The 23,659-nt window shown below is 40.4% G+C and carries 23 protein-coding genes, 1 tRNA gene and 2 pseudogenes; 12 read left to right on the forward strand and 14 right to left on the reverse strand.

Annotated elements, in window-relative coordinates:
• Nucleotides 1-160: 160 nt before the first annotated feature.
• A complete protein-coding gene (locus CV014_RS08065) occupies nucleotides 161-685 on the forward strand; it encodes a hypothetical protein (protein ID WP_236141562.1) in 525 nt (174 codons plus the stop codon).
• Between the two features lie 15 nt (nucleotides 686-700).
• Here CV014_RS08065 and CV014_RS08070 read toward each other — a convergent pair whose 3' ends face one another.
• Nucleotides 701-1,453, reverse strand: a complete 753-nt coding sequence (locus CV014_RS08070; protein WP_236141563.1) for a tetratricopeptide repeat protein — start codon at nucleotides 1,451-1,453, stop codon at nucleotides 701-703.
• 215 nt (nucleotides 1,454-1,668) lie between these two features.
• On the opposite strand from CV014_RS08070, the gene CV014_RS08075 reads away from it, so the two are divergent.
• Together CV014_RS08075 and CV014_RS08080 are read left to right on the forward strand one after the other, a co-directional pair.
• Nucleotides 1,669-2,460 carry a cysteine hydrolase family protein gene (locus CV014_RS08075; protein WP_236141564.1) on the forward strand — a complete coding sequence of 264 codons (792 nt, stop codon included), beginning with the start codon at nucleotides 1,669-1,671 and terminating at the stop codon, nucleotides 2,458-2,460.
• Between the two features lie 3 nt (nucleotides 2,461-2,463).
• A complete protein-coding gene (locus CV014_RS08080) occupies nucleotides 2,464-2,919 on the forward strand; it encodes a cupin domain-containing protein (RefSeq protein WP_236141565.1) in 456 nt (151 codons plus the stop codon).
• A 47-nt stretch (nucleotides 2,920-2,966) separates the two neighbouring features.
• On the opposite strand, the gene CV014_RS08085 is transcribed toward CV014_RS08080, so the two are convergent.
• The 5 genes from CV014_RS08085 to CV014_RS08100 all read right to left on the reverse strand — a co-directional run bounded on the left by CV014_RS08085 (nucleotide 2,967) and on the right by CV014_RS08100 (nucleotide 6,524).
• Nucleotides 2,967-3,653 (reverse strand): DUF6745 domain-containing protein, encoded by a 687-nt coding sequence (locus tag CV014_RS08085; RefSeq protein ID WP_236141566.1) that lies wholly within the window; start codon nucleotides 3,651-3,653, stop codon nucleotides 2,967-2,969.
• 11 nt (nucleotides 3,654-3,664) lie between these two features.
• Nucleotides 3,665-3,790 carry a hypothetical protein gene (locus tag CV014_RS29925; RefSeq protein ID WP_268964553.1) on the reverse strand — a complete coding sequence of 42 codons (126 nt, stop codon included), beginning with the start codon at nucleotides 3,788-3,790 and terminating at the stop codon, nucleotides 3,665-3,667.
• The gene (locus tag CV014_RS08090; protein ID WP_236141567.1) at nucleotides 3,787-4,005 is read right to left on the reverse strand and encodes a hypothetical protein; all 219 of its coding nucleotides are present in this window, start codon (nucleotides 4,003-4,005) and stop codon (nucleotides 3,787-3,789) included. The genes CV014_RS29925 and CV014_RS08090 overlap by 4 nt, the downstream gene beginning before the upstream one ends.
• Nucleotides 4,006-4,229: 224 nt before the next feature.
• Entirely contained in the window at nucleotides 4,230-5,276 is a 1,047-nt protein-coding gene (locus CV014_RS08095; protein WP_236141568.1) for a helix-turn-helix domain-containing protein, read from the reverse strand.
• A 348-nt stretch (nucleotides 5,277-5,624) separates the two neighbouring features.
• Entirely contained in the window at nucleotides 5,625-6,524 is a 900-nt protein-coding gene (locus CV014_RS08100) for an alpha/beta hydrolase (protein WP_236141569.1), read from the reverse strand.
• Nucleotides 6,525-6,723: 199 nt separating this feature from the next.
• Here CV014_RS08100 and CV014_RS08105 point away from each other — a divergent pair, with 199 nt between their 5' ends.
• The gene (locus CV014_RS08105; protein WP_236141570.1) at nucleotides 6,724-7,572 is read left to right on the forward strand and encodes a helix-turn-helix domain-containing protein; all 849 of its coding nucleotides are present in this window, start codon (nucleotides 6,724-6,726) and stop codon (nucleotides 7,570-7,572) included.
• A 248-nt stretch (nucleotides 7,573-7,820) separates the two neighbouring features.
• Here the strand turns inward: CV014_RS08105 and CV014_RS08110 are convergent, their stop codons facing one another.
• The gene (locus tag CV014_RS08110; RefSeq protein ID WP_236141571.1) at nucleotides 7,821-10,073 is read right to left on the reverse strand and encodes an FdhF/YdeP family oxidoreductase; all 2,253 of its coding nucleotides are present in this window, start codon (nucleotides 10,071-10,073) and stop codon (nucleotides 7,821-7,823) included.
• Nucleotides 10,074-10,268: 195 nt separating this feature from the next.
• On the opposite strand from CV014_RS08110, the gene CV014_RS08115 reads away from it, so the two are divergent.
• The 3 genes and pseudogenes from CV014_RS08115 to CV014_RS08125 all read left to right on the forward strand — a co-directional run bounded on the left by CV014_RS08115 (nucleotide 10,269) and on the right by CV014_RS08125 (nucleotide 11,562).
• Nucleotides 10,269-10,340, forward strand: a tRNA-Thr gene (locus CV014_RS08115).
• 35 nt (nucleotides 10,341-10,375) lie between these two features.
• Nucleotides 10,376-10,817, forward strand: a pseudogene (locus CV014_RS08120) (hypothetical protein); the annotation flags it as partial.
• A gap of 271 nt (nucleotides 10,818-11,088) precedes the next feature.
• On the forward strand, nucleotides 11,089-11,562 hold the full coding sequence (locus CV014_RS08125; protein WP_236141572.1) for a DUF4168 domain-containing protein: 474 nt from the start codon (nucleotides 11,089-11,091) through the stop codon (nucleotides 11,560-11,562).
• Nucleotides 11,563-11,804: 242 nt separating this feature from the next.
• Here CV014_RS08125 and CV014_RS08130 read toward each other — a convergent pair whose 3' ends face one another.
• On the reverse strand, nucleotides 11,805-12,248 hold the full coding sequence (locus CV014_RS08130; protein WP_236141599.1) for a hypothetical protein: 444 nt from the start codon (nucleotides 12,246-12,248) through the stop codon (nucleotides 11,805-11,807).
• A 250-nt stretch (nucleotides 12,249-12,498) separates the two neighbouring features.
• Complete coding sequence (locus CV014_RS08135) at nucleotides 12,499-15,528, reverse strand: valine--tRNA ligase (RefSeq protein WP_236141573.1); 3,030 nt, start codon at nucleotides 15,526-15,528, stop codon at nucleotides 12,499-12,501.
• 244 nt (nucleotides 15,529-15,772) lie between these two features.
• On the opposite strand from CV014_RS08135, the gene CV014_RS08140 reads away from it, so the two are divergent.
• Nucleotides 15,773-16,642 (forward strand): Rpn family recombination-promoting nuclease/putative transposase, encoded by an 870-nt coding sequence (locus tag CV014_RS08140; RefSeq protein ID WP_236141574.1) that lies wholly within the window; start codon nucleotides 15,773-15,775, stop codon nucleotides 16,640-16,642.
• A gap of 47 nt (nucleotides 16,643-16,689) precedes the next feature.
• On the opposite strand, the gene CV014_RS08145 is transcribed toward CV014_RS08140, so the two are convergent.
• Nucleotides 16,690-17,649 (reverse strand): putative 2-dehydropantoate 2-reductase, encoded by a 960-nt coding sequence (locus tag CV014_RS08145; protein ID WP_236141575.1) that lies wholly within the window; start codon nucleotides 17,647-17,649, stop codon nucleotides 16,690-16,692.
• Between the two features lie 162 nt (nucleotides 17,650-17,811).
• Between CV014_RS08145 and CV014_RS08150 the strand changes: the two genes are divergently transcribed.
• Both CV014_RS08150 and CV014_RS08155 read left to right on the forward strand, forming a co-directional pair.
• The gene (locus CV014_RS08150; RefSeq protein WP_236141576.1) at nucleotides 17,812-18,213 is read left to right on the forward strand and encodes a fasciclin domain-containing protein; all 402 of its coding nucleotides are present in this window, start codon (nucleotides 17,812-17,814) and stop codon (nucleotides 18,211-18,213) included.
• A 204-nt stretch (nucleotides 18,214-18,417) separates the two neighbouring features.
• Nucleotides 18,418-18,734 (forward strand): annotated as a pseudogene (locus CV014_RS08155) (hypothetical protein).
• Here the strand turns inward: CV014_RS08155 and CV014_RS08160 are convergent.
• Nucleotides 18,678-18,869: a hypothetical protein gene (locus CV014_RS08160; protein WP_442946895.1), complete on the reverse strand. Its 192-nt coding sequence runs from the start codon at nucleotides 18,867-18,869 to the stop codon at nucleotides 18,678-18,680. The pseudogene CV014_RS08155 and the gene CV014_RS08160 sit on opposite strands and share 57 nt — an antisense overlap.
• A complete protein-coding gene (locus CV014_RS08165; RefSeq protein ID WP_236141577.1) occupies nucleotides 18,869-20,104 on the reverse strand; it encodes an LL-diaminopimelate aminotransferase in 1,236 nt (411 codons plus the stop codon). The genes CV014_RS08160 and CV014_RS08165 overlap by 1 nt, the downstream gene beginning before the upstream one ends.
• 154 nt (nucleotides 20,105-20,258) lie before the next feature.
• Between CV014_RS08165 and CV014_RS08170 the strand changes: the two genes are divergently transcribed.
• Nucleotides 20,259-20,762 carry a Uma2 family endonuclease gene (locus CV014_RS08170; protein WP_236141578.1) on the forward strand — a complete coding sequence of 168 codons (504 nt, stop codon included), beginning with the start codon at nucleotides 20,259-20,261 and terminating at the stop codon, nucleotides 20,760-20,762.
• Between the two features lie 88 nt (nucleotides 20,763-20,850).
• Here CV014_RS08170 and nrtS read toward each other — a convergent pair whose 3' ends face one another.
• Nucleotides 20,851-21,084, reverse strand: coding sequence for a nitrate/nitrite transporter NrtS (gene nrtS, locus CV014_RS08175; RefSeq protein ID WP_236141579.1), 234 nt, complete (start codon nucleotides 21,082-21,084; stop codon nucleotides 20,851-20,853).
• A gap of 179 nt (nucleotides 21,085-21,263) precedes the next feature.
• On the opposite strand from nrtS, the gene CV014_RS08180 reads away from it, so the two are divergent.
• Complete coding sequence (locus CV014_RS08180) at nucleotides 21,264-21,980, forward strand: CHAT domain-containing protein (protein WP_236141580.1); 717 nt, start codon at nucleotides 21,264-21,266, stop codon at nucleotides 21,978-21,980.
• On the opposite strand, the gene CV014_RS08185 is transcribed toward CV014_RS08180, so the two are convergent.
• A complete protein-coding gene (locus tag CV014_RS08185; RefSeq protein ID WP_236141581.1) occupies nucleotides 21,969-23,474 on the reverse strand; it encodes a trypsin-like serine peptidase in 1,506 nt (501 codons plus the stop codon). The two genes, CV014_RS08180 and CV014_RS08185, sit on opposite strands and share 12 nt — an antisense overlap.
• Nucleotides 23,475-23,659 lie beyond the last annotated feature (185 nt).

Genomic DNA, 23,659 nt, shown 5'->3' on the forward strand with positions numbered 1-23,659 from the left:
TTATATAAAATTGATCGAGGTTTCGTCGGTTATATGCCACACATGGGGATAACCGCAATGAGATGTTGTACTTGATTAGTATTCGCAGGGGAGCAGGGGAGAGAGTGATTATTTTTACTTTTTTATGCGTACATAGGAAGAAAACAGGCGTGATTAAACCATGCAAGACTACCTACTGCTAGTTTTCATCGTCAGTCCCTTGATTGTCGCTGGAGTCATTGCTTTTATAGCTAGTCAATCTCTGGTGTCGGTGATGCTGGTGCTGTTAGGAGCGATCGCCGGAGCAATTTTGACTGTGCTGTCGGGGATTTTCTGGCTGCAAATGCTTCACGCTGAATGGATAGAATCCCAAGCTGCGGGGTTTATTTTCCTACCTGTTGTACTACCTTTTTTTGCTTATACGGGGGCGATCGCTGGAGCTTGTCTGGTAGCTATTTTAGCTATTTACAGCAGACATCATTCTTCATCTTGTTTATTTCAGGCGATCGCCATTGGTTTGACCATTGTACTGGCTGGATTGATCCCATCTGCGATCGTAAAGCTGCCATTATTTTTTGGAATAACAACAGATGTGAGTGGAATCGCTAGTAATTTTTTGCTTGTACCTGTTTGTGCAATGGTTGTTGGGGTAGTCAGTTCCTCGCTTGCAAGTAAATTGGCGAATTTGTTTGTAGGCACTACTTAAGAGTTTTGCTTATAACTATAACTGCTGACGCAAGGTATTAATAAACTCAGTAACTTCTCTTTGTCCCTCTTTTTCTCCTCCGGCCTTCAGTATGTTTAAAGCTTCTTCGGCTGTGCGTAATGCTTCCCGAATTTTGCCGCGTTTTTGTTGTGTAATGGCTATGAGATAAAGACTTTGGGCATCTTTTCTGATATCTGGTTGTGCCGGTTTTTTATCAGGTCTCTTTTCTACATCACCTATTCCAGCAGTTAGGGAGCCTATGCGGATGTTTTGGATTTCGGCTATTTTTCTGGTAATATTTAACACTTGGGGATAATTCCCCTGATCAGCATAAATAGTTCCTAGAGCAATTAGTAATTCGGGTTCAATAAAGGATTTTTTCTCTGCCGATAAATTGGATTGCTTGAGTTTTGATTGAGCTAAATAGGAATATTCAATTGCTTTGGGATAGTCATTAATTTCGATATAGATAATTACAATGTTATTTAGTGTTCGTATTTCTTTCTCAATATCACCACTATTGCGATATTTTTTTAAGTCTTGTTGTAATATCCCTAATTGTTGTTGCCACTGATTTTTTTGAGCTAATAGATTATTAGCGTCTTGGGGATTTTCAGGTGATGAGTTGACTTTTGCGACTGAGGTGGGAGAGATTTTCGTTGCTTCTTCACCATTGTTACTGTTACTTAACAGCGTTTGACTAGTTAAAAATAAACTACCTGTGATAATCGCAGTTATGGAAAAGATGGTGATATGGTATTTGCTCATTGCTTTTATTTATGATCAGGGGTTCGTAGTTGCGATTTATCGCTTAAATAAATGGCTAAAGCCCAACTACAAACTTTAAAATCAATGCGATAGACCGATAGCTTGTATTTTTATACTACTGATCCCAAGGCATTCAATTCAAGTTTAGTTAAGTAATTTAACTCTCAACATGATTTCACGCTACAAAATAGAAATATTGTTGGGTATGGCAATTTATGAATCAGCCTTTGCGGATGTTGGGAGTTGCGCCGAATGCGTGGATGGTGAATCAAGCGATCGCAGATATCACCCGTCCCCCAAAAACCCCATATCCTGTCATCCTTTCCACAGAAACCAAAACCCTGCGCTTAGACTTAGCAAAAACCGCCATCCTCGTCATTGATATGCAAAACGATTTTTGCCACCCTGATGGGTGGTTAGCGCATATCGGTGTGGATGTGACTCCTGCACGTCAAGCGATCGCACCTTTAAAAAATTTACTCCCAGAACTACGGGCAGTCAATGTACCCGTAATTTGGATTAATTGGGGGAATCGTCCCGACTTACTCAATATCAGTGCAGCTTCTCGCCATGTCTACAATCCCACAGGTGATGGTGTGGGTTTGGGTGATCCATTGCCGAAAAATGGTGCTAAGGTACTAACAGCAGGGAGTTGGGCGGCGGCTGTAGTCGAGGAACTTACGCCATTACCAGAGGACATTTGTGTTGATAAATACCGCATGAGTGGCTTTTGGGATACGCCTTTAGATAGCATCCTCCGCAATTTAGGAATAACAACATTATTTTTTGCTGGTGTGAATGCGGATCAATGTGTATTAACAACACTCTGTGATGCAAATTTTTTAGGCTACGACTGTATTTTAATTCAAGATTGTACAGCTACAACATCTCCCGATTATTGTTGGTTAGCGACGTTATACAACGTCAAACAATGTTTTGGTTTTGTCAGTGATTCACAAGCAATTTTCACAGCTATAAATCATCCTGAAAGCACAGGAGAGGAATGATCAATGCGCGCTACTCGTTGTGTAATTCCTATTATTAAATCTCCCCAAGATTATCAAGTATATCGCATTAGTCCCCACGATACGAATCGGTTAGCAATTATCTTTGATTCCACAAATGCTAACACTTCTTTGACTTGCTGTTTAGAGATTTTTGATGTGGGCGGACAAACACCGCCAAACCGCCATCAATGGGCGATAGAAATGTTTTTCGTTTTAAAGGGCGAAGGGATGGCAATTTGCGATGGGAAGAGAGTTCCGATTCAAGCCGGTGATAGTTTATTAGTACCGCCAACTGGAACTCATTTAATTAGAAATACAGGTAATAGTCGATTGTACACATTAACAATTATGGTTCCTAATGAAGACTTCTCCGAACTAATTCGCAGTGGTACACCCTTAGAATTAGATGCAGAAGATATGGCAGTATTGGGGAGATTAGATGCTTTAGTTTCTTGTTAATGTAGTTGTATCTTTACCCTGCCCGCCTGTGTTCTCAATGCGTATGATCAAGCCTCAATTAAGGGCTGATAATCATCGGGTTGATCAAATCCAGCAATCCAGGCTGCTGCTTGATGGCAAGTCTGCATATAGGGGGGAACACGTAATACATGAATGTGTCCAGTGGATGGGCAAATGACTTTTAATACCATGAGGGGTTCGTCATCCTCGAAAGGAATATAGATGAGTTGGCGTTCTCCTCCTGCATCGCGATCGCGGTGACGGATTAATCCTCCCACCTGCTGGATAAATCTTTCGTATCCCACACGCTCAATCAGCACACGGCGTAATTCCACATTCTCCGTGTTGAGGATATCTTGCCCAGTGATACTATCTCCAGCAAAGGCGATTTTGTCACTAACTTGCACACCCCGCCACCGCAAAACAAAACCATGTCCAGGTTCTAAACTAGTAATCCCACTTCCGGCTAACTCAATCCAATGGGTGACATGAAGGCCTAGAGGAAGCTGAGTTAAATTGACACAATCGCTAATATCCAAACTTTCACAGGTGAGATTTTCCGGTAGATGGTAAAGCTGTGGCGCATCGCTTAAATTCAAATGACCTAAAACCCGCATCCCTGGCTGGGCGCGATGTTCAAGAATTAGTCGGCGTGCAAGCTCCGGTGATACAGGCTCATTACTGGCTTGTGGTTGTGATTTCGTTACTTTTTTGGGTATACGCCCATTTGACATGAATCTGAGCATTAATCTTCCACCTCTACATAAGCATCAGGACGATATTCCCGTTGTTTCCAAACACGGTAAATACCTGGGGGTAATTCAATTGTCCGATGCTCTTCATGAATCAACGTCGCGCCTGTTTGTTTCACCTCCAAAACATCTCATTTCCATGCGCCCATAACTGTACAGCATCAGATGGCTGGACACGATGGCTGTGTCCTGTAACTTCACCATGAGCCAGAACAGTACCTAAACGCTTTTGGGCATGATTGGGTATAGTTCCTATCCGCCTCAATAAAACGTCACCATGTCTGTAAAGGGCATTCGCTGAATTAACTGGGGAGTTTTGACGATGATTCAGCATATTTACGCAATATTTTGGGTAATGGGGAGGAATAATTTATTATAGTACATTAATACTAAAATGTCTGGTAATTTTTTGTTATTCTCTCCCCAGATCCCCGACTTTTTCAAAAATTCGGCGTTCTGAACACCCGCAACCCATCAAAATTAATAGAATCTTTCTCCCTGCCCCCTGCCCCCTGCCCCCTGCCCCTGCCTCCTACCCCTGCCTCCTACCAGAAGTCCCTAAAAAACTTCTGGTGGGGCGATATCGTTACCGACACGAATACCAGTTGGGGTAGTTGTAATTCCTGGTTTATTAGTGACTCCTGGTTGAGATTTTGGCGAATCGGATACTGACGGAACAGGAGGATTTACCGGATGCGGATTTAATAGATTGGTAGTTGCTGGTGGCTGAGATAGATGGAATAATCCCCCTACTGCTCCAGCAACCAAGGCTGTATAACCTAGATATAAATGTAGGGGGCGAATTTCCCACCTCAAATCTAAAGATGGTTTCTGAGGCTGACACCACAGGGGTAACATTGATTTGACTCTATCCAGTGGAGGTAGAGAAGCCGCTAAAATTATCCCATTCATTCCCAGTGCATTACCCATGAGGCGGATGCAATCACGCAAATATACATCCTCTGATAATAGTTCTAAGTCAGCATTTTCCACTGCTGCCATCTGGGGAATCGGAATATGAGTATATATATGTAGTTGCGCTAAAGTTTTATTTTGCAGTTCACGGGCTTGTTTGAGTTGTGAACCGATTTGGCGCACAGCCTCTAGACGCTGTTGTTGTGCTAGTTGCTTAACTAATTCAGTTTTGGGAGGTTTACTATTGGAAGTTAAATGTTGAATAAATTTACTGATAGAGTTATCAGTAGTCTTATTTGTAACTTCTGTGATTGTAGGAATACTAGTATTTGTATTTAAACTTACTTGCTGTGTAGTTGATAATGCCTGCGTTGGCAAATCAGATAAGTTATGCTCATCAACCGTTGCAACATTAGTTGAAGTATCAAGATGATCTTGCTGAGGAAATTCTTGAGAAAACTGTTGAAATGTTAAACCAATAGCTTCTCTACCTAAAGCTTTACATAACACCTTAGCTTGTTCACCAGCATCACCAAGTAATGTTTGTAATCTGGTTACTATGCGGCGATAAACTTGACTACGATGAAGTTGAGCTTCAATTTGACCTAATAGCGATCGCAATTCATCTTGAGAAAGTGTAGCTACCGACTTTCCCGGCATATCTAATAAATATACAGATGCAGTAGACATAATTAAAGTAGATTTAAGTACGCAAACCAGATGATCCTGTATATTTTCTCCCCTCGTCCTCAAATAGATCCGGAAGTTTCAGTATTAATTTGCAAAATTTCTCAATACCCGATACAGGTTATGGGGGTTGGGGACTGGGGATTGGGGATTGGGAGACAAGGTAGAAGTAATGAGTAATGAGTAATGAGTAATGAGTAATGACTATAGGATTCCTATTTGATTTTTGAAAAGAACTCAGTACACTTTGATTCCTTCTTTCCTTTTCCCTGTTCCCTGTTCCCTGTTCCCTGTTCCCTCCCTACGCAAATAATTTCAGGAATCAAAGCGGATTCCTATAATGACTATTGACTATTGACTGTTGACTGTTGACTTCTCCACAAACTCTTCTATCCATTGAAAATATTGCTTTCCTGCTAATTGTGCTACGTTGTTATGTCCTGCACCTTCAAATAAAATTATTTTTTTGGGTTCTGGTGCAACAGCATATAATTTCTGACTCATAAAGGATGGTACGGTTTCATCAGCAGTACCATGAATGAATAAAACTGGCATTTTTAATTGGGGTAGTTTCTTAATCGATTCAAATTTCTGATTCAAAATTAAATCGATGGGGAAAACGCGAAACGTATTACGATAATCGATCATTTCTCGGATAGATGTAAATGAGCCTTGAACAATTAAACCTGCGGCTTGGGGTTGTTTGACTGCTAAATCAATGGCTACTGCACCCCCTAAAGAATGACCATAGATAAAAATATTTTTAGGGTCGATTTTTCTTTGATTTACTAAATAATTCCAAGCTGTTGCAGCATCTTGATAGATGTTCATTTCGTCAGGAAATGCTCCTTCACTGCGACCATATCCGCGATAATCAATTAACAGTACCGAAAATCCTAGTTGGTGGAATCTGTTGGCATGACTGACGTTAGCACCAATATTTTCACCATTACCATGCAAATATAATAAGACTTGATCATTTTTGGATTTAGCTGGTATCCACCAAGCATGGATACGTTCTGTCCTTCCTGAATTAGCTGTTACAGGTAGCCACACATCCTCATAGGACAGACTAAATTCTTTTGGTGTAACTTCGATAACACTGGAGGGAAAGAAAATAAACCGAGTTTGTTGGCGTGCGAGAAATATACAAATTGTCAAATAAGCGATCGCTGCTACTGCTGCGACTAAAGGTAGCAATTTGAAACACATTTGTAATATAGGCGGCATTTTTTTAATGATTGTGGCCATAGTGTGGTTGTTTCACAAAACTTGATGCAAAAATTATTCTGGAATAACGAAAAAAGGTTAATATTTTCCGATTAGAATTTCTCATTAAAATTAAAATCAGTTAAACCCCTTACTATTTTAGTCAAAAGTAATATTATTTACTTTGGTTCAGTAGTCTCACTGGTGAATAGTCAACATTAGCTAAAACTAGGAGCATACCATGACGCTATTAAGTCAAGCACAACAAGAGAAACTACTTGAAATAAGTAGAGATTTACGAAAAATCAGAGAGGAGAAATCTATACGTATAGAAGAAGTAGCTATAAAAACCAATATTCGATTAGCATTTCTCAAAGCTTTGGATACAGGCTATTTTGATGAGTTACCAGAACCCATATATGTCCAAGGTTTTATCCGTCGTTATGCAGATATTCTGGGGTTGGATGGTAGTGCGATCGCCAATTCGTTTAATGTTAATGCTTCGTCATCTCCAGAGTCGCCTAAAGATGTAAACTTAAAACACGAAGATACCAACGTAGACAAAAAGCCTAAAATTCGCATACCTCTTGTTGTTCCTTATGTTGTGTTGATAGGTGTTGCTTGTACCGGGCTAATTTACATCCTTAATCCTAAACTCATAGCTGAATCATCAGCAAGCAAAAAAGGCTCATCATCTACTCAGGTAGAACAAGTCTCCCCATCATCTCAAGAATCTCCATCATCAGATCAAACTGTCGCTGACGTACCCACACCCATAACTACAGCTTCACCACTTTTACCTGAAATTACCAATAATTCCAATCTGAAAATTACTTTAGAACTCCAAGGCGAATCATGGTTACAAGTCAAAGCAGACGGTAAAACGGAGTTTGTCGGTAATTTAACCAAAGGAGAACGCCGCACTTGGGTAGCGCAAAAAGAGTTGACTGTACGTTCTGGTAATGCTGGTGCTGTATTAGTCGCTGTAGATAACCAACCCGCACAACCCCTGGGAGGACAAGGAGAAGTTAAACAGGTAACATATAGTGCGGAGAATAATAGTGAACAGTCAACTGTCAATAGTCAATAGTTATTAGTCATTAGGGAACAGGGAACAGGGAACAGGGAACAGGGAACAGAATCTTGCGTTCTGAATTTTGAATTGATTAGTCACTACTCATTACTCATTACTCATTACTCATTACTCATGAGTTATTGAACATGGGGTTTTTCTTCTTATGCTTTCTACTCCTGCTTCCGTTTTTTCAACGGAGTAGGAAAATGAGTTTTTAGTTTCTTTTCGATTTTTCCCACATTCTCTAATACAGGGAGAAACTGTCAACAATCGCCGACTGTAATACAAATCGGTACTCTTTTATAAGCAGGTGTGCCACTTTGTGGGTCAATTTTTGCTGTAAATAAAACATTAGCTTCAGGATAAAACATGAAAGCTACACCCTCACGAATTGCTCCACAAATAATCTCAATATTGTCTAATTTTCCCTTATCACCTTTGACTGTAACTCGTTGATGTTCTCGAAATCCTGCTTTTTTGACATCCAAGGGATTCATTAAAATACAGTGCCGATGGGGCATTCCTCGATACTTATCTTCACTACGATAAACTACAGTATTATGTTGACCGTAACTGCGTCCTGTGCCTAAAATAACTACAATCCCTGGCTGATTTTCGCTGATTCCAAAGGCTGCTTTATTTGGTATAGATAATTGTGGTAAAGGTGTCACAAACATCTGTGCTTTACCGTCTGATGTAGGAAACTTTGGTTGTTCTAAAATTCGCCCTTCAATGAAAAATTCTTGTTTTGTTTGGTCAATTGTACCAATTTTTTCGTAACCAGGAATGGTTTTAGCAATCAATTCTCTAACATAAACTGTATCTTGGAGTCTGTGCCAATTTATCGGCGTTTCGCCATGTAAACGGTGAGCAATTTCTGTGATGAATTCTATTTCTGAAATCAAGTCAGCATTCGGTGGTTGCAGATGACTTTTACCTTCATCATTTAACCTCACAAAGTTATTACCTGATTCTGTTGTGGTTTTGTGGGGATTTTCAAAGCGATTAAATACAGGTAAGATTAAAGTGTGTTTTTTACCTAATCCGTGAAAATGTCCTAAATTTGGCTTAGTAGATATATAAAAAATCGTTTCTATTTGCGATAATGCCTGTTTTGCTTGTTGCAAATCGGGGTTAGCTGCATAGAGATTTCCACCTAAACATAATAGTGTATCTATCTTGCCTAATTCTGCGGCTGTGATTAAGTCACGGGTATGATAACCAGGAGTTTCATTTAGGGGTTTTCCTAATAATTGAGATAGTGCTTGTTTGATTTCTTCGCGCAAGTTGACGGTGACACCCATTGAACCAAATCCCTGCACGTTAGAATGACCCCGAATAGGCATTGTCCCAGCACCCACTTTACCAGCGTTCCCTGTAATTAAGGCTGTATTAGCAATACTAAAAATATTGTCTACACCGTTAGCTTGTTGAGTTATGCCCATTGCCCAAGCAAAAACTACACGGTCTGATTTCCCAATTATATAAGCTGTGGCTGTAATTTCTTCTTGAGATATACCACAGGTGTTAGTTATGTCATCCCAAGATAAATTATTGGCGTAGTCGATAATTTTTTGCCAATCATTTGTGTATGATTTTAAATATTCTGTTTTGATTAAATTTTGTTCAATTAGGGATTTTTGCAATCCCACAAATAATGCCACATCACTACCAGGAATTGGTTGCAAATATAGAGAAGATATATCAGAACCACCTGTGAGCAAAGATTTGATGGGGAATGCAGGAGAAGCGAATTTAACTAAACCGATTTCAACTTGAGGATTAATAATAATCACTTTCCCGCCTCTTTCCCGTAATTTAATTAATTCATTCATGAGTCGGGGATGGTTGGCGGGTGCATTAGAGCCGATTAAAACAATACAATCGCTGTGTTTGAGGTTTTCTAGGCTCACCATTGATGTACCTGAACCGAAAACCTTTTTCAAACCCACAGTTGAAGGTGCGTGACACAAATCGGAACAGTCTGCTAGGTGATTACTACCGAGCGATCGCATGAATAATTGTAATAAATAAGCCGCCTCATTAGATGAGCGTCCAGAACTATAACTAGCAATGCGCGCTGGTGGTACATTAAAAGCCTGGGTAGCGATATGATACACTTCTTCCCAGCTAAGGCGTTGATAATGGGACGAACCTGATCTGAGAATCACAGGATAAGTTAATCTCCCCAAGCGATCGCACTCTTGAGAAGTCAGTTGTTGTAGTTCACTAATACTATATTCTGTGAAAAAATCTGGCTTAATTCCGGGTTGTAATTCTGCGGCGATCGCCTCTACACTTTTAGCACAGCGTTGTAAATATTCTCCCGCTTCATTAACAAATCCCCCCTTCTGTCCACCCGTACCCCAAGCACAAGATAAACACGCACTTTTATGGTTCAGAGTTTGCCATAATTTTAAGCCCTGGGGTGAGAGGGTTTGTTCAACCCAATACTGAATCACAGGAAAACCACCGCCAGCCAGAGAGTCAGAACTGCTTTGAGATAAGTTATCCATAGTTAGCTCCATCTCAACTCACTTTATTCACTATATTGACATAGTCCCAGCTTGAGAACATGGGCGAGTCTAGGGTGACATCGCTTTGCTCCGAATTCAAATCACCTTACTGTTTCATGAAAAAAACACTAGACAAATAATTTCCTTATGATACAATTAGAAATCGGTGAGTGACTAAAACAAACTCTCTAGCTTGCCAGCATAGCACAGTGGTAGTGCATCCGACTTGTAATCGGAAGGTCGCAGGTTCAAATCCAGCTGCTGGCTTTATCCAAGAAACGGCATTTAATTAGTTAATGTGCATCGGGTTGTTGAGAAAAGACTTCAAAAAATAAGACTCTAGGCAATATATATTATATCTACCAGATGAAGGGGCTATCGAGCAAATAACCAGAAGTACCTTCGTAACAATTCATGATACTCATTGGGGAATTGCAAGTTCTCATAGAACTATCAAGCAAGTATGTGGAATTTGTCGATTTATGGTGAGCCAGTGCGTTGGGTGGGTTTCCCGACTTGTTCGCGGAGCGTTCCCGTAGGGTAGCCACTGGCTAACCCGCAAGGGTTAGAGATAGTCAAGCCATCAGAACACACATATTTTGTTCACTTCAAGCATTTGTTCGTTTAGAACAAATGCGCTCCCTCAACATAATTTCTCATTAGTATGAAGTGCAGAGAAACCTATTTACTTTAGTTGTGCGCGACTACTTTATGGACAATCTTACCAATGCCTCTGCTGCTTAAACCACATAGATTAGTTTTTTTTGTCAATGCGTAACTCCTATATAAAAATCATATAGGATTCCTATTTGATTTTTGCGAAGCTAGGTACACTTTGATTCCTTCTTTCCTGTTCCTCCGAAGTTCTGAACGGAGGAAACATCCGCTCAGACTTCTCTCTGTTCCCCGTTACCTAAGATTAATATGGGAGTAATTACAGTTTTGTGGAACTTATTGCCCCTCAAATAATTCAAAGTTACTTAAATCATCATGCCGTGGTTCTGTGTCAGGTCTTATGGAGTCTATTAATAATTGGTTTTTCCCAACAATTCTGCACAAGAGAATAACTCATAGCTTATTCTTGGGATTGATAACTGCTACTAGTTTGTTCGTCAGTACATGGAATACAAAAGCTTTAGCACAAAATCTCTCAGTTAGTAACAATGAGATTGTGAGCTATGCTCAGGCTTTATTGGCGATAGAACCTGTGCGTCAACAAGCTTTTAGAGAAATTAAAAGAATAATTGGTAGTGGAAATATTCCGCAAATAGTTTGTAATGAACCTGATAGTATAGATAGCTTGCCTAAACAAGAAGCTAGAGATGTTGCCAGAAGTTACTGTAAAAATTCTCAAGAAATTGTTGAAGATAAGGGTTTGACTATTGAGAAATTCAATAGAATTACCGTGGAAATTTCAAGGAATAATGGCTTGAAAAAACGGGTTTATGATCAATTACTCCAACTTCAGCAAAGAAAATCTCTCTCTTAAGATTAAAGATGAGACTTTGCTAACAATCTATCTAACACCAATTCAAAATTCAAAACAGTTGGAGATTTAAACCCCAAATCAACTGATATTGCGTGCAGACAATGGGTCTTAAACCCTTGAATTTAGGATAAAGGGTTCAGAATCCAAAATCCACAATTGTTTTATCTACCTACTTTTCTGTTCCCTATTTCCTGACTATATCTCAATCAAAATTTATATTTTGTATTAAAAATCAATCTGAATTAGGAACCACTACTGATATCTTTTTGAGTACCATTCCTATCACGTTTTAGACTTTCTTCTAGGGCTTGAATTTGTTCTCGACGCGCTTCTAATTCTAGTGTACGGCGGGCTAAATCTTGATTTTGTAAAGTTAGAGATTGTCGCCATTCTTCGGCTCTTTCTGTCTCTTGTTGTAAAAATTCTGGAGTTATACCTGAAGAAAGATAAGTTTGCACTAAATTTAGCACCCAGTCACAAGCATCTTCTAAACGTTCAATTTCACCTGTGGGTGAAAGCTCGACTAAAACAAGCAATTTTTCACTCATGGCATTACTTTTACCCAGTAAAATCAAGGCTTCTTCTGGGATAATTGTCCAGAGATAATCTTCTTCTTGGCGTGCTAATAGACGTAGATGATACTGGTCTAAAAATTCGTTTTTATGTACTTGGGCAAGATATCGCATAGCATTTTGGGTTTTAAGGGTGTAGGGGTTTGAGGGTGTAGGGGTTTGAGGGTGTAGGGGTGTAACGGAGTGAGGGATGATTAATACCAAATTGGGATAGGTAGTATTGTGATGAGTTTCTGGAACAGCCTCTGAATCTCGGTTTTCAATCCAAAATTCCAAATCCAAAATCCAAAATTGACATGATTGGTATTTTTATTACCTCTGTACCCCTATACCCCTATACCCTTATACCCCCATACCCTTAAATTTATGCTAAACCACGCAAGCGATCGCGTAAAATCTCTGCTTGTTTTTCGGCTTCGGCTAAAGCGTCTCTGGCTGCTTGGACGACATCGGGTCTAGCTTTATCAACAAAGTTGGCGTTGCTTAACCTACCTTTGAGAGATTGGGCTTCAGCTTCCACTTTACTCAAGCTTTTCTCTAGCTTGGCACGCATGGCTTCTATATCGACAACGCCATCTAAAGGTATAACTACCTGCACTGTACCAATTACACCCGCAATGGCTTTTTCTGGTTCTTTGGCTGATGGTGGTTCTTGTGCTACAGCAGTCGTTGCTGTGGTGGGTGGGAAGAACTGCGCCCAGAATTTTTGTCTGGCTTTAGCTGACAATAAAGTGGTGACAACAAACCAGGCGGTATAGCCTAAACCAACCATTTCAAAGAAAATACCCAGGACGGGAACATTATCTAGGGTATCGCCTACGGCTATGGCGAGACGGAAGAAGATGAAACCAACGACAAGCCAAACAATTGTCCGCCAGTTACTTTTGGTTTGTGGCTGGATGGTGGTTTGGGGTTGGGTTTCTCCACTGATGGTCAAATTCTCTACCTTAGCCAAATCTTTGATGTAAGATTGTCCAGCCGTGAGAATTTCTCGTTCTTGGGGATTTTCTGACTGTAAATTGGCGGTGACTTTCACCCCTGGCTTGACTTCCGCCTCGGCGCGTAAGTTGCGGATGGTGCGGATAGTGCCAATTAATAGTTCAAACTGTGCTTCTAGGCTGGGGTTAATTAAGCTTGTATCGGCTTTGGGATAGGCTTGTAAAGCTAAAGTTTGCTGAGAATTTTCTGGTTGTTGGGTGAGAGTTTGCCAAATCTCTTCGGTGATGTGGGGCATAAAGGGATGTAGTAGCTTTAATATCCCTTCCAGTACGTAGGCTAAAGTTTGTTGAGCGACTCGACGCGATGCTGGGTCTGCATTTTTTTGCAGTCTGGATTTGACTAACTCAATGTACCAGTCGCAAAAATCACCCCAAATGAATTCATAAATTCCCTTAGCTGCTTCCCCTAAACCGTAGTTATCGATGTAGTTTGTGGTTTGCTGGATAACTTGATGATAGCGGGAAAGAATCCAGCGATCGCTTAATTCAGTGCTGAGTTCTGAGTTTTGAGTGCTGAGTGGTTGACCTAGTTGTGCGGGGGTTTGTCCGTCGAGATTCATCATTACAAATCTCGCAGCATTCCACAACTTATTGGCAAAGTTGCGGGAAGCTTCTACTGATGATGACTCATCTTTTTTGCGGTCATATTCTAGGCGGATATCTTGACCTGCACCGGCCACTTCCTTAACTAAGGTATAACGTAGGGCATCAGTACCATATTTATCAATTAGCAACAGTGGGTCAATCCCATTGTTAGCCGACTTCGACATCTTCTTATTATTTTCATCCCTCACCAAACCGTGAATGTAAACAGTTTGGAATGGCATAGTGTCAGTAAAATGGCCAGCCATCATAGTCATTCTGGCTACCCAGAAAAAGATGATATCAAAGCCTGTAACTAAGGTTGTTGTGGGGTAGTAAGTAGCTAAATCTTGGGTTTTTTCAGGCCAGCCTAATGTGGAAAATGGCCATAATCCTGAAGAAAACCAGGTATCTAATACATCTGGGTCTTGTTCAAGTTGGACATTCTCTCCAAATTGGGCTTTAGCTTTCTCCCATGCTTCCTCATTTGATTTAGCGACAATAAAGGGGGTCGTGTCGGTGATTTGTCCGCCGGTTTCGCTGACAGCATACCAAGCGGGGATTTGATGACCCCACCATAATTGACGAGAAATACACCAATCTCTCAAGTTTACCAACCAATCACGGTAAACCTTTGTCCAGCGTTGGGGGACAAATTCGGGGGTGTTTTTCTGGTCGAGGAAGTCTAAAGCTTTATCCGCCATTGGGCGAATTTTGACGAACCACTGAGTAGAGAGTAAAGGCTCAATGGGAACTTTACCGCGATCGCTATAAGGAACGGTATGCTTATAATCTTCTACCTTAACTAACACGCCGTCAGCTTCCAGGCGTGCAATTACATTTTTTCTAGCTACAAAGCGGTCTTGTCCTTGGAACTCTCCGGCGTTGGCGTTAAGTGTGCCGTCTTTATTCAAAATATTAATAAACGGCAGATTGTGACGCTTACCCATTTCAAAGTCGTTGGGGTCATGAGCGGGAGTCACCTTCACACAACCTGTTCCAAAACTGGGGTCTACTAACTCATCACCAATGATGGGAATTTCCCGTTGCATAATGGGCAGAGTCAAAGTTTTCCCAATTAGGTGTTGATATCTTTCATCATTGGGATTTACAGCTACACCCGTATCACCCAGCATAGTTTCTGGTCGGGTTGTCGCCACTTCTACATAACCAGAACCATCACTCAAGGGGTAACGGAAATGCCAAAGATTACCCTCAACCTCTTTATTTTCCACCTCAACATCAGACACCGCCGACTGCGAAGCGGGACACCAGTTAACTAAATATTCACCGCGATAAATTAAGCCCTCATTGTAGAGACTGATAAAAGCTTCTACCACAGCTTTCGATAAACCTTCATCCAGGGTAAATCTCTCCCGTGACCAGTCTACCGACACACCCAAACGGCGTAGCTGATTAACAATTGTCCCCCCTGACTCCGCCTTCCACTTCCAAGCACGTTCTAGAAATTGGTCGCGTCCCAACTCATAGCGAGTTTTTCCCTCAGCTTTGAGTTGTTTTTCGAGAATCGTGTGGACAGCAATACTAGCGTGGTCAGTTCCCGGTAGCCACAGGGTATTTCTTCCCTGCATCCGGTGATAACGCACTAGCGCATCAATCAACGCACTTTCAAAGGCGTGACCCATATGCAGACTACCAGTAACGTTAGGCGGCGGAATTACCACACAATAAGGTTCACCACCATGATTAGGGTCAGCTTTGTAGACTTGGTTGTCTTCCCAGAATTTTTGCCACTTCGCTTCAGTAGAAAAAGGGTCATACAAACTGGGAAGATTCGGTATAGTTGCGGTCATTCTGGGAAATTTACGTTTGAAGGACTATTAAATTTTGCCACAGGAATGAGGATTGGGGACACTTCGACAAGCTCAGTGCATCGCTGGGGATTGGGGATTGGGGACTTGTACTGAGCTTGTCGAAGTATTGGGAACTGGGGACATCGCTAATCCAAAATGGGTATAAGCGATACATCCGATGGGCTATACCTACGTATCTATTCAGCGTAAAATAAATGTCCGCACCAAAGTAAATCGATAAATAATGCCAAAACCCGCAGATACCAGCACTAAAAAACTCATTAGTCTTGCACCTGATAATTGGGTGCGATGGGTGACAAATATACCCAATATTCAAGCAGGGGAAATTTTATCTGGCGAATTTCAATGGATTAGTCGGGAAAGTGATGTTTTAATTCGGGCGAGAAGTCCAGAATTAGGAGAATTTCTCGTATTAAATGAATTACAGTTACGTTACAACCACAAAATGCCTCGGCGAGTGCGTGCTTACACAGCATTAGCAGAAGAGAAATATGAATTACCAACCTATCCGGTTTTAATTAATATCTTACCAACGGGTGATGTAGAAATCCCCACAAGTTTTACATCAAATATTTATGGTTTAAGAGCAATTCAGGATTACCGGGTAATTAACTTATGGGAAGTAGATGTTAACATCCCGTTTCAACAACCTTTACCATCATTATTGCCGTTTGTGCCGATTCTGCAAGGAGGAAACGATGAATCTATAATCAGGGAAGCATTACAAATTTTGCGTCGGGATGAAGACTTAAACCAGTTGGAAACGGTTTTAGCCTTTTTTGCTACCTTTGTATTAGAGAGTGCCGTTGTTCAAGAGATTATGAGGTGGGATATGGGCGTTCTACGAGAGTCACCTTGGTATCAAGAAATATTACGAGAGGGTGAAGCACGCGGTGAAGCACGCGGTGAAGCACGCGGTGAGATCAAGGGAATCATTCGCAGTATTGAAATGAGTTTAGAAGCAAAATTTGGGAGTCAAGGACTAGAGTTAATGTCCCGAATTTCCCCTATTCAAGACTTGGAACAATTGCAGCGAATTTTGCGGACTGTGCTTTTAGCAAATTCTGTTGATGAAATACAGCAAATTTTATAGGACTGACATAAATAGCCGGTGTTTTCTGTAGAGTATGTGTTGATTTTTCACTTTTGATTTCTGGCATCTACAAATTTTAATTGGTGGTAGAGACAGCTAATTTGTGGTAAATCTACTCCCAGGGATTGGGCTGTTCTTAGGGGATTCCCGATAATTGCTTCTATTTCTAAGGGACGGCGTTCATCATGGTCGATTTTCATGCTGGTGCGGTATGGGGTCATCTTGACGGTGTAATCTAGCATGGTTTGAATGAAGCTGTCAGGAATTATTCTCCCCATACTGTTTGCCCCTGCTTTCACTTCATACATGATTTGCTCTACTAATGTGCGGGTGTGGGGATTTGCCATTAATTCATTTGTGCTGGCGTTGAGAATGACGGACAATCCGTTGTAGGGGATGTTCCATACTAGTTTCTTCCATCTGGCTAATAATAAATCAGCCGCTAATTCCATCCCAATGCCGGCGTTTTGAAAGTCATCAGCAATTTGCTGCATTCTCTGGGTGATTCCGGCTTGAGAATATTCAGGAAGATATTCCCCTAAAGTGATGTGTCCGTAATCTAAATGTCGGATATGTCCCAAACCTACTTTATTGGAACACAGGAAGCATAAACCGCCGATTACGTGAACTTTTGGCAGCATTTGGTTGATTTCTTCTTCTATACCCAACCCATTCTGCAATACTAAAACTACACCACCCTCTTTCACGACAGGCGGTAATAAATGGGGTAGTAAATGATTTTGTGTGGTTTTGAGTGCCAATATTACTACATCGCATTGCGGCATCTTGTTGACATCGTTGTAAGCGTTGACTTGGGGGAGGGTAAAGTCACCGTCTTTAGACTCGATGATTAAACCGTGCTGGCTAACGTGTTCATAGTCACTCTTGAGTAAAAAGTGAACATCTAAACCCGCTTTTTGCAGTTTTGCGCCGTAAAATCCACCTAATGCACCAGTGCCTATGATGGCATACTTGCGATCGCCTAGCGTAGTTTGCTGTCCACTCATAATTTTTCACCTCAGATTTGCTGATGATGATCATAGGGCAGTGTCTCAAAACTCACTACACTGACCCTGTAATTAACTGTCAGTTAAGAATATTTTTTTTAATAAAAATTCAATTTGTTTCACTTTAATTTAAAATTCTTTGCAGGAGATAAGGTGAAAAACATGGCTGATATTGTTGATATTGCTGTAGGTGCCGGTGCTTTTAACACTCTAGTAACTGCTGTACAAGCGGCTGGTTTAGTAGAAACATTAAAAAGTCCAGGGCCTTTTACTGTTTTTGCCCCTAATGATGATGCTTTTGCCAAATTACCACCAGGAACTATCCAAACCTTGGTGCAGAATATCCCTCAATTAACTAGAATTCTCACGTTTCATGTCGTACCAGGAAAGCTGAAACAGGCTGATTTAGCCAAACTGGGTACAGTCACATCGGTGGAAGGTTCGCCTATCAAGATTGACTGTTCTGATGGTTTTGAAGTTAAAAATGCCACGGTGTTAGCAGCAGATATCGAAGCTGATAACGGCGTAATTCACGTTATTGATACGGTGATTTTGATGGGCTAATCATTGTCTAGGTGGGCATTACCCACCTCTAAAATATTGCTCAACTATTGGTGAATATTTATTACAAGCATAGTTAAACACTTATGTATTTTAATTTATGTTAAATATATGCAGCAGTATTTACTTTAGATATATGCTGAATTAAGTTGATATATCTAAAAATAGATTAAGTTTTTAGATGCCAACATTATCCCAACAAAATTAATGCTTGATATTCATCACTTAGCTGAGTTCTCTCGTCATAACTGTATTGGTATTTGCGCGTTTCTCATCCCAGCCAATTTACTAGCCACATTGTTAACAATTATTTTGGCTGTCATCGGTCGCCCCAATTTTCAAGTTTTCCTAGCTGCTATTGTTGCCAGTATTTTCGCCGCCTTCATGATGCTACACGTGCATAGTTGGTCTATCGTTGGTGTAGTGATGTCCCCACTTATATTTTGTCAGGGTTAGCAATTACTTGCCTAGTTGTTAACGTGACGGCAATTATTTGGCCTAAGCGGCTCAGTGCTGAGTGCTGAGTGCTGAGTGCTGAGTGCTGAGTAAAAAATCTTAGCACCCCAGTCTCCAGTCCCCAGTCCGCAGTCCCCAATCCCCAATCCCCAGTCCCCAGTCCCCAGTCCCCAGTCCCCAGTCCCCAGTCCCCAGTCCATCACTACTGCGTAAACTTTGCGGTAATTCGCTTCATTGCTTCCTCTACATTTTCACGGCTGTTAAATGCGGAAATGCGGAAGTAACCTTCACCCGCAGCACCAAAACCAGAACCAGGTGTACCGACAACATTGCAGGTATTGAGTAATTTATCAAAGAAATCCCAGCTAGAAAGGCCGTTGGGAGTTTTTACCCAAACATAAGGCGCGTTGACACCGCCGTAGACAGCGATACCTGCGGCTGTAAGTTGTTCGCGGATGATTTTGGCATTTTCTAGATAAAAACTGATTAAAGCGTTGATTTGCGCTTGTCCAGCTTCCGAGTAGACTGCTTCCGCACCCCGTTGCACAATGTAGGATACGCCGTTAAATTTGGTAGACTGACGACGATTCCACAGTTTCCACAGTTCGACATCAGAACCATCGGCGGCTTTCGCTGTCAAGGTTTTGGGAACGACAGTTAAGGCGCAACGTGTACCGGTAAAGCCTGCGTTTTTGGAGAAGGAACGAAACTCAATGGCGCAATCTCTCGCACCTTCAATTTCGTAGATAGAATGGGGCAGAGATGGATCTGTAATATAAGCTTCGTACGCAGCATCAAAGAAAATAATCGAGTTATTGGCTTTGGCGTAGTCTACCCACGCTTGGAGATGTTCTTTAGTGGCGATCGCACCTGTGGGATTATTGGGGAAGCAAAGATAAATTAAATCGACTTTTTGGGCAGGAATTTCGGCTGTAAAGTTGTTTTCGGCGGTAATGGGTAGGTAAACTAAGCCCTCAAACTCACCTTTTTCATTAGCATTTCCCGTATGTCCCGCCATGACGTTAGTATCAACATACACGGGATAAACTGGGTCAGTAACGGCAATAGTATTGTTATCACCGAAGATATCGAGAATATTGCCTGTGTCGCATTTAGAACCATCAGAAATAAAGATTTCTGACGCATCAATATCACATCCCCGTGCTTGGAAATCTTGAGCAGCGATTTTTTCCCTTAACCAAGCATACCCTTGTTCTGGTCCATATCCTTGGAAAGTAGCGCGATCGCCCATTTCTTCCACAGCTTTAATCATGGCAGTACGGCAAGCTTCTGGTAAAGGTTCGGTAACATCCCCAATCCCCAGGCGGATAATTTTAGCATCGGGATTGGCTTGAGCAAAAGCATTTACCCGCCGCGCAATTTCGGGAAACAAGTAACCAGCTTTCAGTTTTAAGTAGTTGTCGTTAATGGTTGCCATAGTCAAGTTGAAAATAAGGCCTAGATAAAACAGCTTACCAGTCTTTGTAAATGGGTATAGAGGTGTAGGGTAAGGGTTTTGCTACGTAACTAGCAACAAAGATTAAATACTAGAATTAAGTGAATACAAAATTATTATCCACAAGAATTTGGTTATGAGCATTCCACTTGTAGACCAAGCCACAGAAGAAAAACTGGTGACTCTCAAAAATGTTTCTTGGGAGCAATTCAAAGGTATTGAAGCACACCTCCAAGACAACCGCAATGTCAGACTGTCTTATTTGTCAGGAGTTTTAGAAATCATGTCCCCCATTGGAGAAAAGCATGAAAAAGTAAAAAGAACTCTCAGCTTGCTGTTAGAAGCTTACATGAGAGTATTGGGTATTCGCTTCTATGCTCGTGGAGGTTTCACACTGGAAGAACCAGGATATGCTTCTGGTACGCCGGATGAATCTTACAGCATTGGTCAAGAAAAGGAAATTCCTGACATTGTGATTGAAGTGATTGTCACCAGTGGCACTATTGACAGAAAAGAGTTATTCAAACCCAAAAAAGTGCCGGAAGTTTGGTTTTGGAAATCTAATACTATAAAAATATTCCGTTTAGGTGTGAATGGTGAATATGAAGCAGTTACCAGAAGTGGATTTTCCCTGATTTAGACCCTACTTTATTGCTGCATTATCTGACTATAGCTGACCAATATGATGCAGTGGTTGAATTTGAACAAGTTATCCATAGTCAAAACAGTTAATTGTTTGATTTATTACGACTAATATATTGACCGTGAATATTGACTAAGTAAGGTACTATATAAGTTAAAGTTGCAGCAATCCAGCGATCGCGAGTCATTTTCCCTGTAATCACTGCTGCCCCATGATTAATGGTAAATAAAATAGAACCAACTACGACAGCTACTTTTACAGCCGTTGGCATCATATTTTTATCACCAAGACACAACCAATATTCTCTAATAGCTTTCATCTGTTACCTAAAAATGGAATCATGACCCAAAGAAACAAAAATTTAGTATAAGTAATGATGGGTCAACCAATTTTGGATTTTAGATTTTAGATTGACCCTGACCACTCCTTGGGTACGGGGCTTGGAGATTTAAGATTGACGACATTTTACATTCTAATTAGATAAAGTAGTAATTTCTTATGTCTGAGTCAGATTCCTCTTCTACAAACAATACTTTTAACATTTCTGGTGGCTCAATTACTAACTTGACTGGTTCTGGTGCAATTTATTACAACGAGGCTGTTCAAGCTGCAAAAGCCGATAGTTCACCTGTTGTCAACCATACATCTGCAACAAAAACCATCTTATTTTTAGCAGCTAACCCTAAAGGTACAACCAGACTACGTCTAGATGAAGAAATCCGAGAGATTGACGCTGGGTTAGAAAGGACTAAACGGCGGGAACAATTTGTACTACAGCAAAAATGGGCTGTACGTGCTAGAGATGTGCAACGTGCTTTACTAGACTTCAACCCTCAAATTATTCATTTTTCAGGACACGGAGGTGGCGAAGAAGGTTTGGTATTAGAGGATGAGACGGGTACACCAAAGTTAGTAGACACAGAAGCTTTAGCCGCTTTATTTGAATTATTTTCCGATAGATTAGAGTGTATTATACTTAATGCTTGCTACTCAAAAGTACAAGCTTGTGCGATCGCTCGTCATGTTCCTTACGTCATTGGGATGAGTCAGGGAATTGGCGACACATCTGCTATTGAATTTGCTGTGGGTTTTTATGATGCTTTGGGTGCAGGTAAATCAGTAGAATTTGCTTACAAATCTGGTTGCGTCAATATCCGCATGGCAGGAGTTGCCGAACATTTGACACCAGTATTGCAACCGAAATTAATAAAGTGAACTTGGAATGTAAGGTAATTGTTGTAATATGTGGATTTTGTCTCCAGAAATGTTAGCAATGTTTTGTAAATTGGGTAGTTGTGGAATTTTATCTTTTGACTCTCGTAGTTGAACAAATTCCTTCACGAAGAACCAAAGTTCAATAGTTATTTTTTGCTTCTCATTGTCAAGCGTCGAATATTTTTTGATATCTGATTCTAGTTGATTAATTAATTTTTTGACTATTTTATAAGTTCTGACACCAATTTCTTGATCAATTTCCACTGATTCTGAAGGTGATTGATTTTTAGGTATTGCCCCACAGTGTAACCCAACTAGTTGCCACTGTTGATTCATGACTGGACTACCTGATGAACTAAAATCAGCATCAGCTTCATAAAGAATGAAGTCTTCAAGCAGTTTTTGCACTCTATTATTAGACAGCACAACCTCTTTGTATCTGCCTTTAGGATGTTGAATAATATTAACAGGATCACCAACTTTAGCTTTCTTTTTTAATAATTCTATAACATCTTTAACAGTAACGTTTTCTTTATCTTTTAATTCTTTTATATTCTCAATCTCTTTCGGAACATCTTCTAAGATTTCCTCTAAGAATTTAAGATCATCTTTTGTTCCTATATCTGTCGATTGTTCAAGGCTTGAAAGAAGTGGCGGTGCAATTAGGCTATCATCTTCTATTAATGGAATCCAACCAAATTGATCACCTGCTTGTCCTGCATCTTGGTATTTACTATTTTTCGGTTCTCGTTTTAGTCTGATCAAAGCAAAGTCTAAATCGGGATCATAAGTAACTAATTTTTCAAATCCATACTCTAAAGATTCAATTTTCCGTCCTAAAATGTCTTGTTCATAGTTAAATTCAGCAGTATATTCACTACTTACTAATGACTCATTCAATTGTGTTGTGGAGTCGTTATCATCCTTTAATGGAAAGACATGATAACTAGTTAACAACTCATTTCTTCCCACTAGAAATCCTGTCGCCACAGGAATTCGCTTCATTTTTTCCACAAAATACTCCGGCTTTAAGATAATTTTATCATCCGCAATAGTCTTATCCTTGAACTCAAATATATTTTCCGCTTCCTGAATAGAAATACAACAAATTTCAGCTAATTCTGCTAGCGAAAAATACTTGTTTCTCGATTTCTCAACTTCGGAAATAGCATTAATAAAACTCTCAGCACTAGTTACCGATGAAAATTCTCTAATTAAGCGGCACACAGCGACTCCTCGCCTGATCCCCAATGATAGAAATGGGAATGGCAAAAAATCTGGCTGACCAAAAACAGTCGTCATGCTGGGATTAGCATTAATATCTGGATTTTGCTTATAGGCAATTCTTTTAAGTATTATTTTTAATAATTGTTGAATATCAATATCTTTATCTTTGAAAGGAAGGTGAGTCAGTGTAGGTGAATTGCTTGTTCCGAGAATGCGCCCCAAACCACCAATTGATGAATTAGGAATAAATTCAATAATCTGAGACATACTTTGCCTTTATGTAGTTTTACAGTATGATTATGTAATAAATTTGCTAAATATTCTAACATAATAATACTGGCAGTTAAATCATGGACAAATGTAAAAAAATATATAGAGGAAAAAAGTTTTTGCAACAATCCGTAATAAATGACTTACATAGTATTGTTACAGGTAACTCCATAATCGTCAAA

It is taken from the genome of Nostoc sp. CMAA1605, assembly GCF_021596505.1.
Classification (GTDB): domain Bacteria; phylum Cyanobacteriota; class Cyanobacteriia; order Cyanobacteriales; family Nostocaceae; genus Trichormus.

Coding starts and splice junctions, on each gene's coding strand:
- CV014_RS08065 (WP_236141562.1), top strand. CDS start 161: ATGCAAGACTACCTACTGCTAGTTTTCATCGTCAGTCCCTTGATTGTC.
- CV014_RS08070 (WP_236141563.1), bottom strand. CDS start 1,453: ATGAGCAAATACCATATCACCATCTTTTCCATAACTGCGATTATCACA.
- CV014_RS08075 (WP_236141564.1), top strand. CDS start 1,669: ATGAATCAGCCTTTGCGGATGTTGGGAGTTGCGCCGAATGCGTGGATG.
- CV014_RS08080 (WP_236141565.1), top strand. CDS start 2,464: ATGCGCGCTACTCGTTGTGTAATTCCTATTATTAAATCTCCCCAAGAT.
- CV014_RS08085 (WP_236141566.1), bottom strand. CDS start 3,653: ATGTCAAATGGGCGTATACCCAAAAAAGTAACGAAATCACAACCACAA.
- CV014_RS08090 (WP_236141567.1), bottom strand. CDS start 4,005: ATGCTGAATCATCGTCAAAACTCCCCAGTTAATTCAGCGAATGCCCTT.
- CV014_RS08095 (WP_236141568.1), bottom strand. CDS start 5,276: ATGTCTACTGCATCTGTATATTTATTAGATATGCCGGGAAAGTCGGTA.
- CV014_RS08100 (WP_236141569.1), bottom strand. CDS start 6,524: ATGGCCACAATCATTAAAAAAATGCCGCCTATATTACAAATGTGTTTC.
- CV014_RS08105 (WP_236141570.1), top strand. CDS start 6,724: ATGACGCTATTAAGTCAAGCACAACAAGAGAAACTACTTGAAATAAGT.
- CV014_RS08110 (WP_236141571.1), bottom strand. CDS start 10,073: ATGGATAACTTATCTCAAAGCAGTTCTGACTCTCTGGCTGGCGGTGGT.
- CV014_RS08125 (WP_236141572.1), top strand. CDS start 11,089: ATGGAGTCTATTAATAATTGGTTTTTCCCAACAATTCTGCACAAGAGA.
- CV014_RS08130 (WP_236141599.1), bottom strand. CDS start 12,248: ATGCGATATCTTGCCCAAGTACATAAAAACGAATTTTTAGACCAGTAT.
- CV014_RS08135 (WP_236141573.1), bottom strand. CDS start 15,528: ATGACCGCAACTATACCGAATCTTCCCAGTTTGTATGACCCTTTTTCT.
- CV014_RS08140 (WP_236141574.1), top strand. CDS start 15,773: ATGCCAAAACCCGCAGATACCAGCACTAAAAAACTCATTAGTCTTGCA.
- CV014_RS08145 (WP_236141575.1), bottom strand. CDS start 17,649: ATGAGTGGACAGCAAACTACGCTAGGCGATCGCAAGTATGCCATCATA.
- CV014_RS08150 (WP_236141576.1), top strand. CDS start 17,812: ATGGCTGATATTGTTGATATTGCTGTAGGTGCCGGTGCTTTTAACACT.
- CV014_RS08165 (WP_236141577.1), bottom strand. CDS start 20,104: ATGGCAACCATTAACGACAACTACTTAAAACTGAAAGCTGGTTACTTG.
- CV014_RS08170 (WP_236141578.1), top strand. CDS start 20,259: ATGAGCATTCCACTTGTAGACCAAGCCACAGAAGAAAAACTGGTGACT.
- nrtS (WP_236141579.1), bottom strand. CDS start 21,084: ATGAAAGCTATTAGAGAATATTGGTTGTGTCTTGGTGATAAAAATATG.
- CV014_RS08180 (WP_236141580.1), top strand. CDS start 21,264: ATGTCTGAGTCAGATTCCTCTTCTACAAACAATACTTTTAACATTTCT.
- CV014_RS08185 (WP_236141581.1), bottom strand. CDS start 23,474: ATGTCTCAGATTATTGAATTTATTCCTAATTCATCAATTGGTGGTTTG.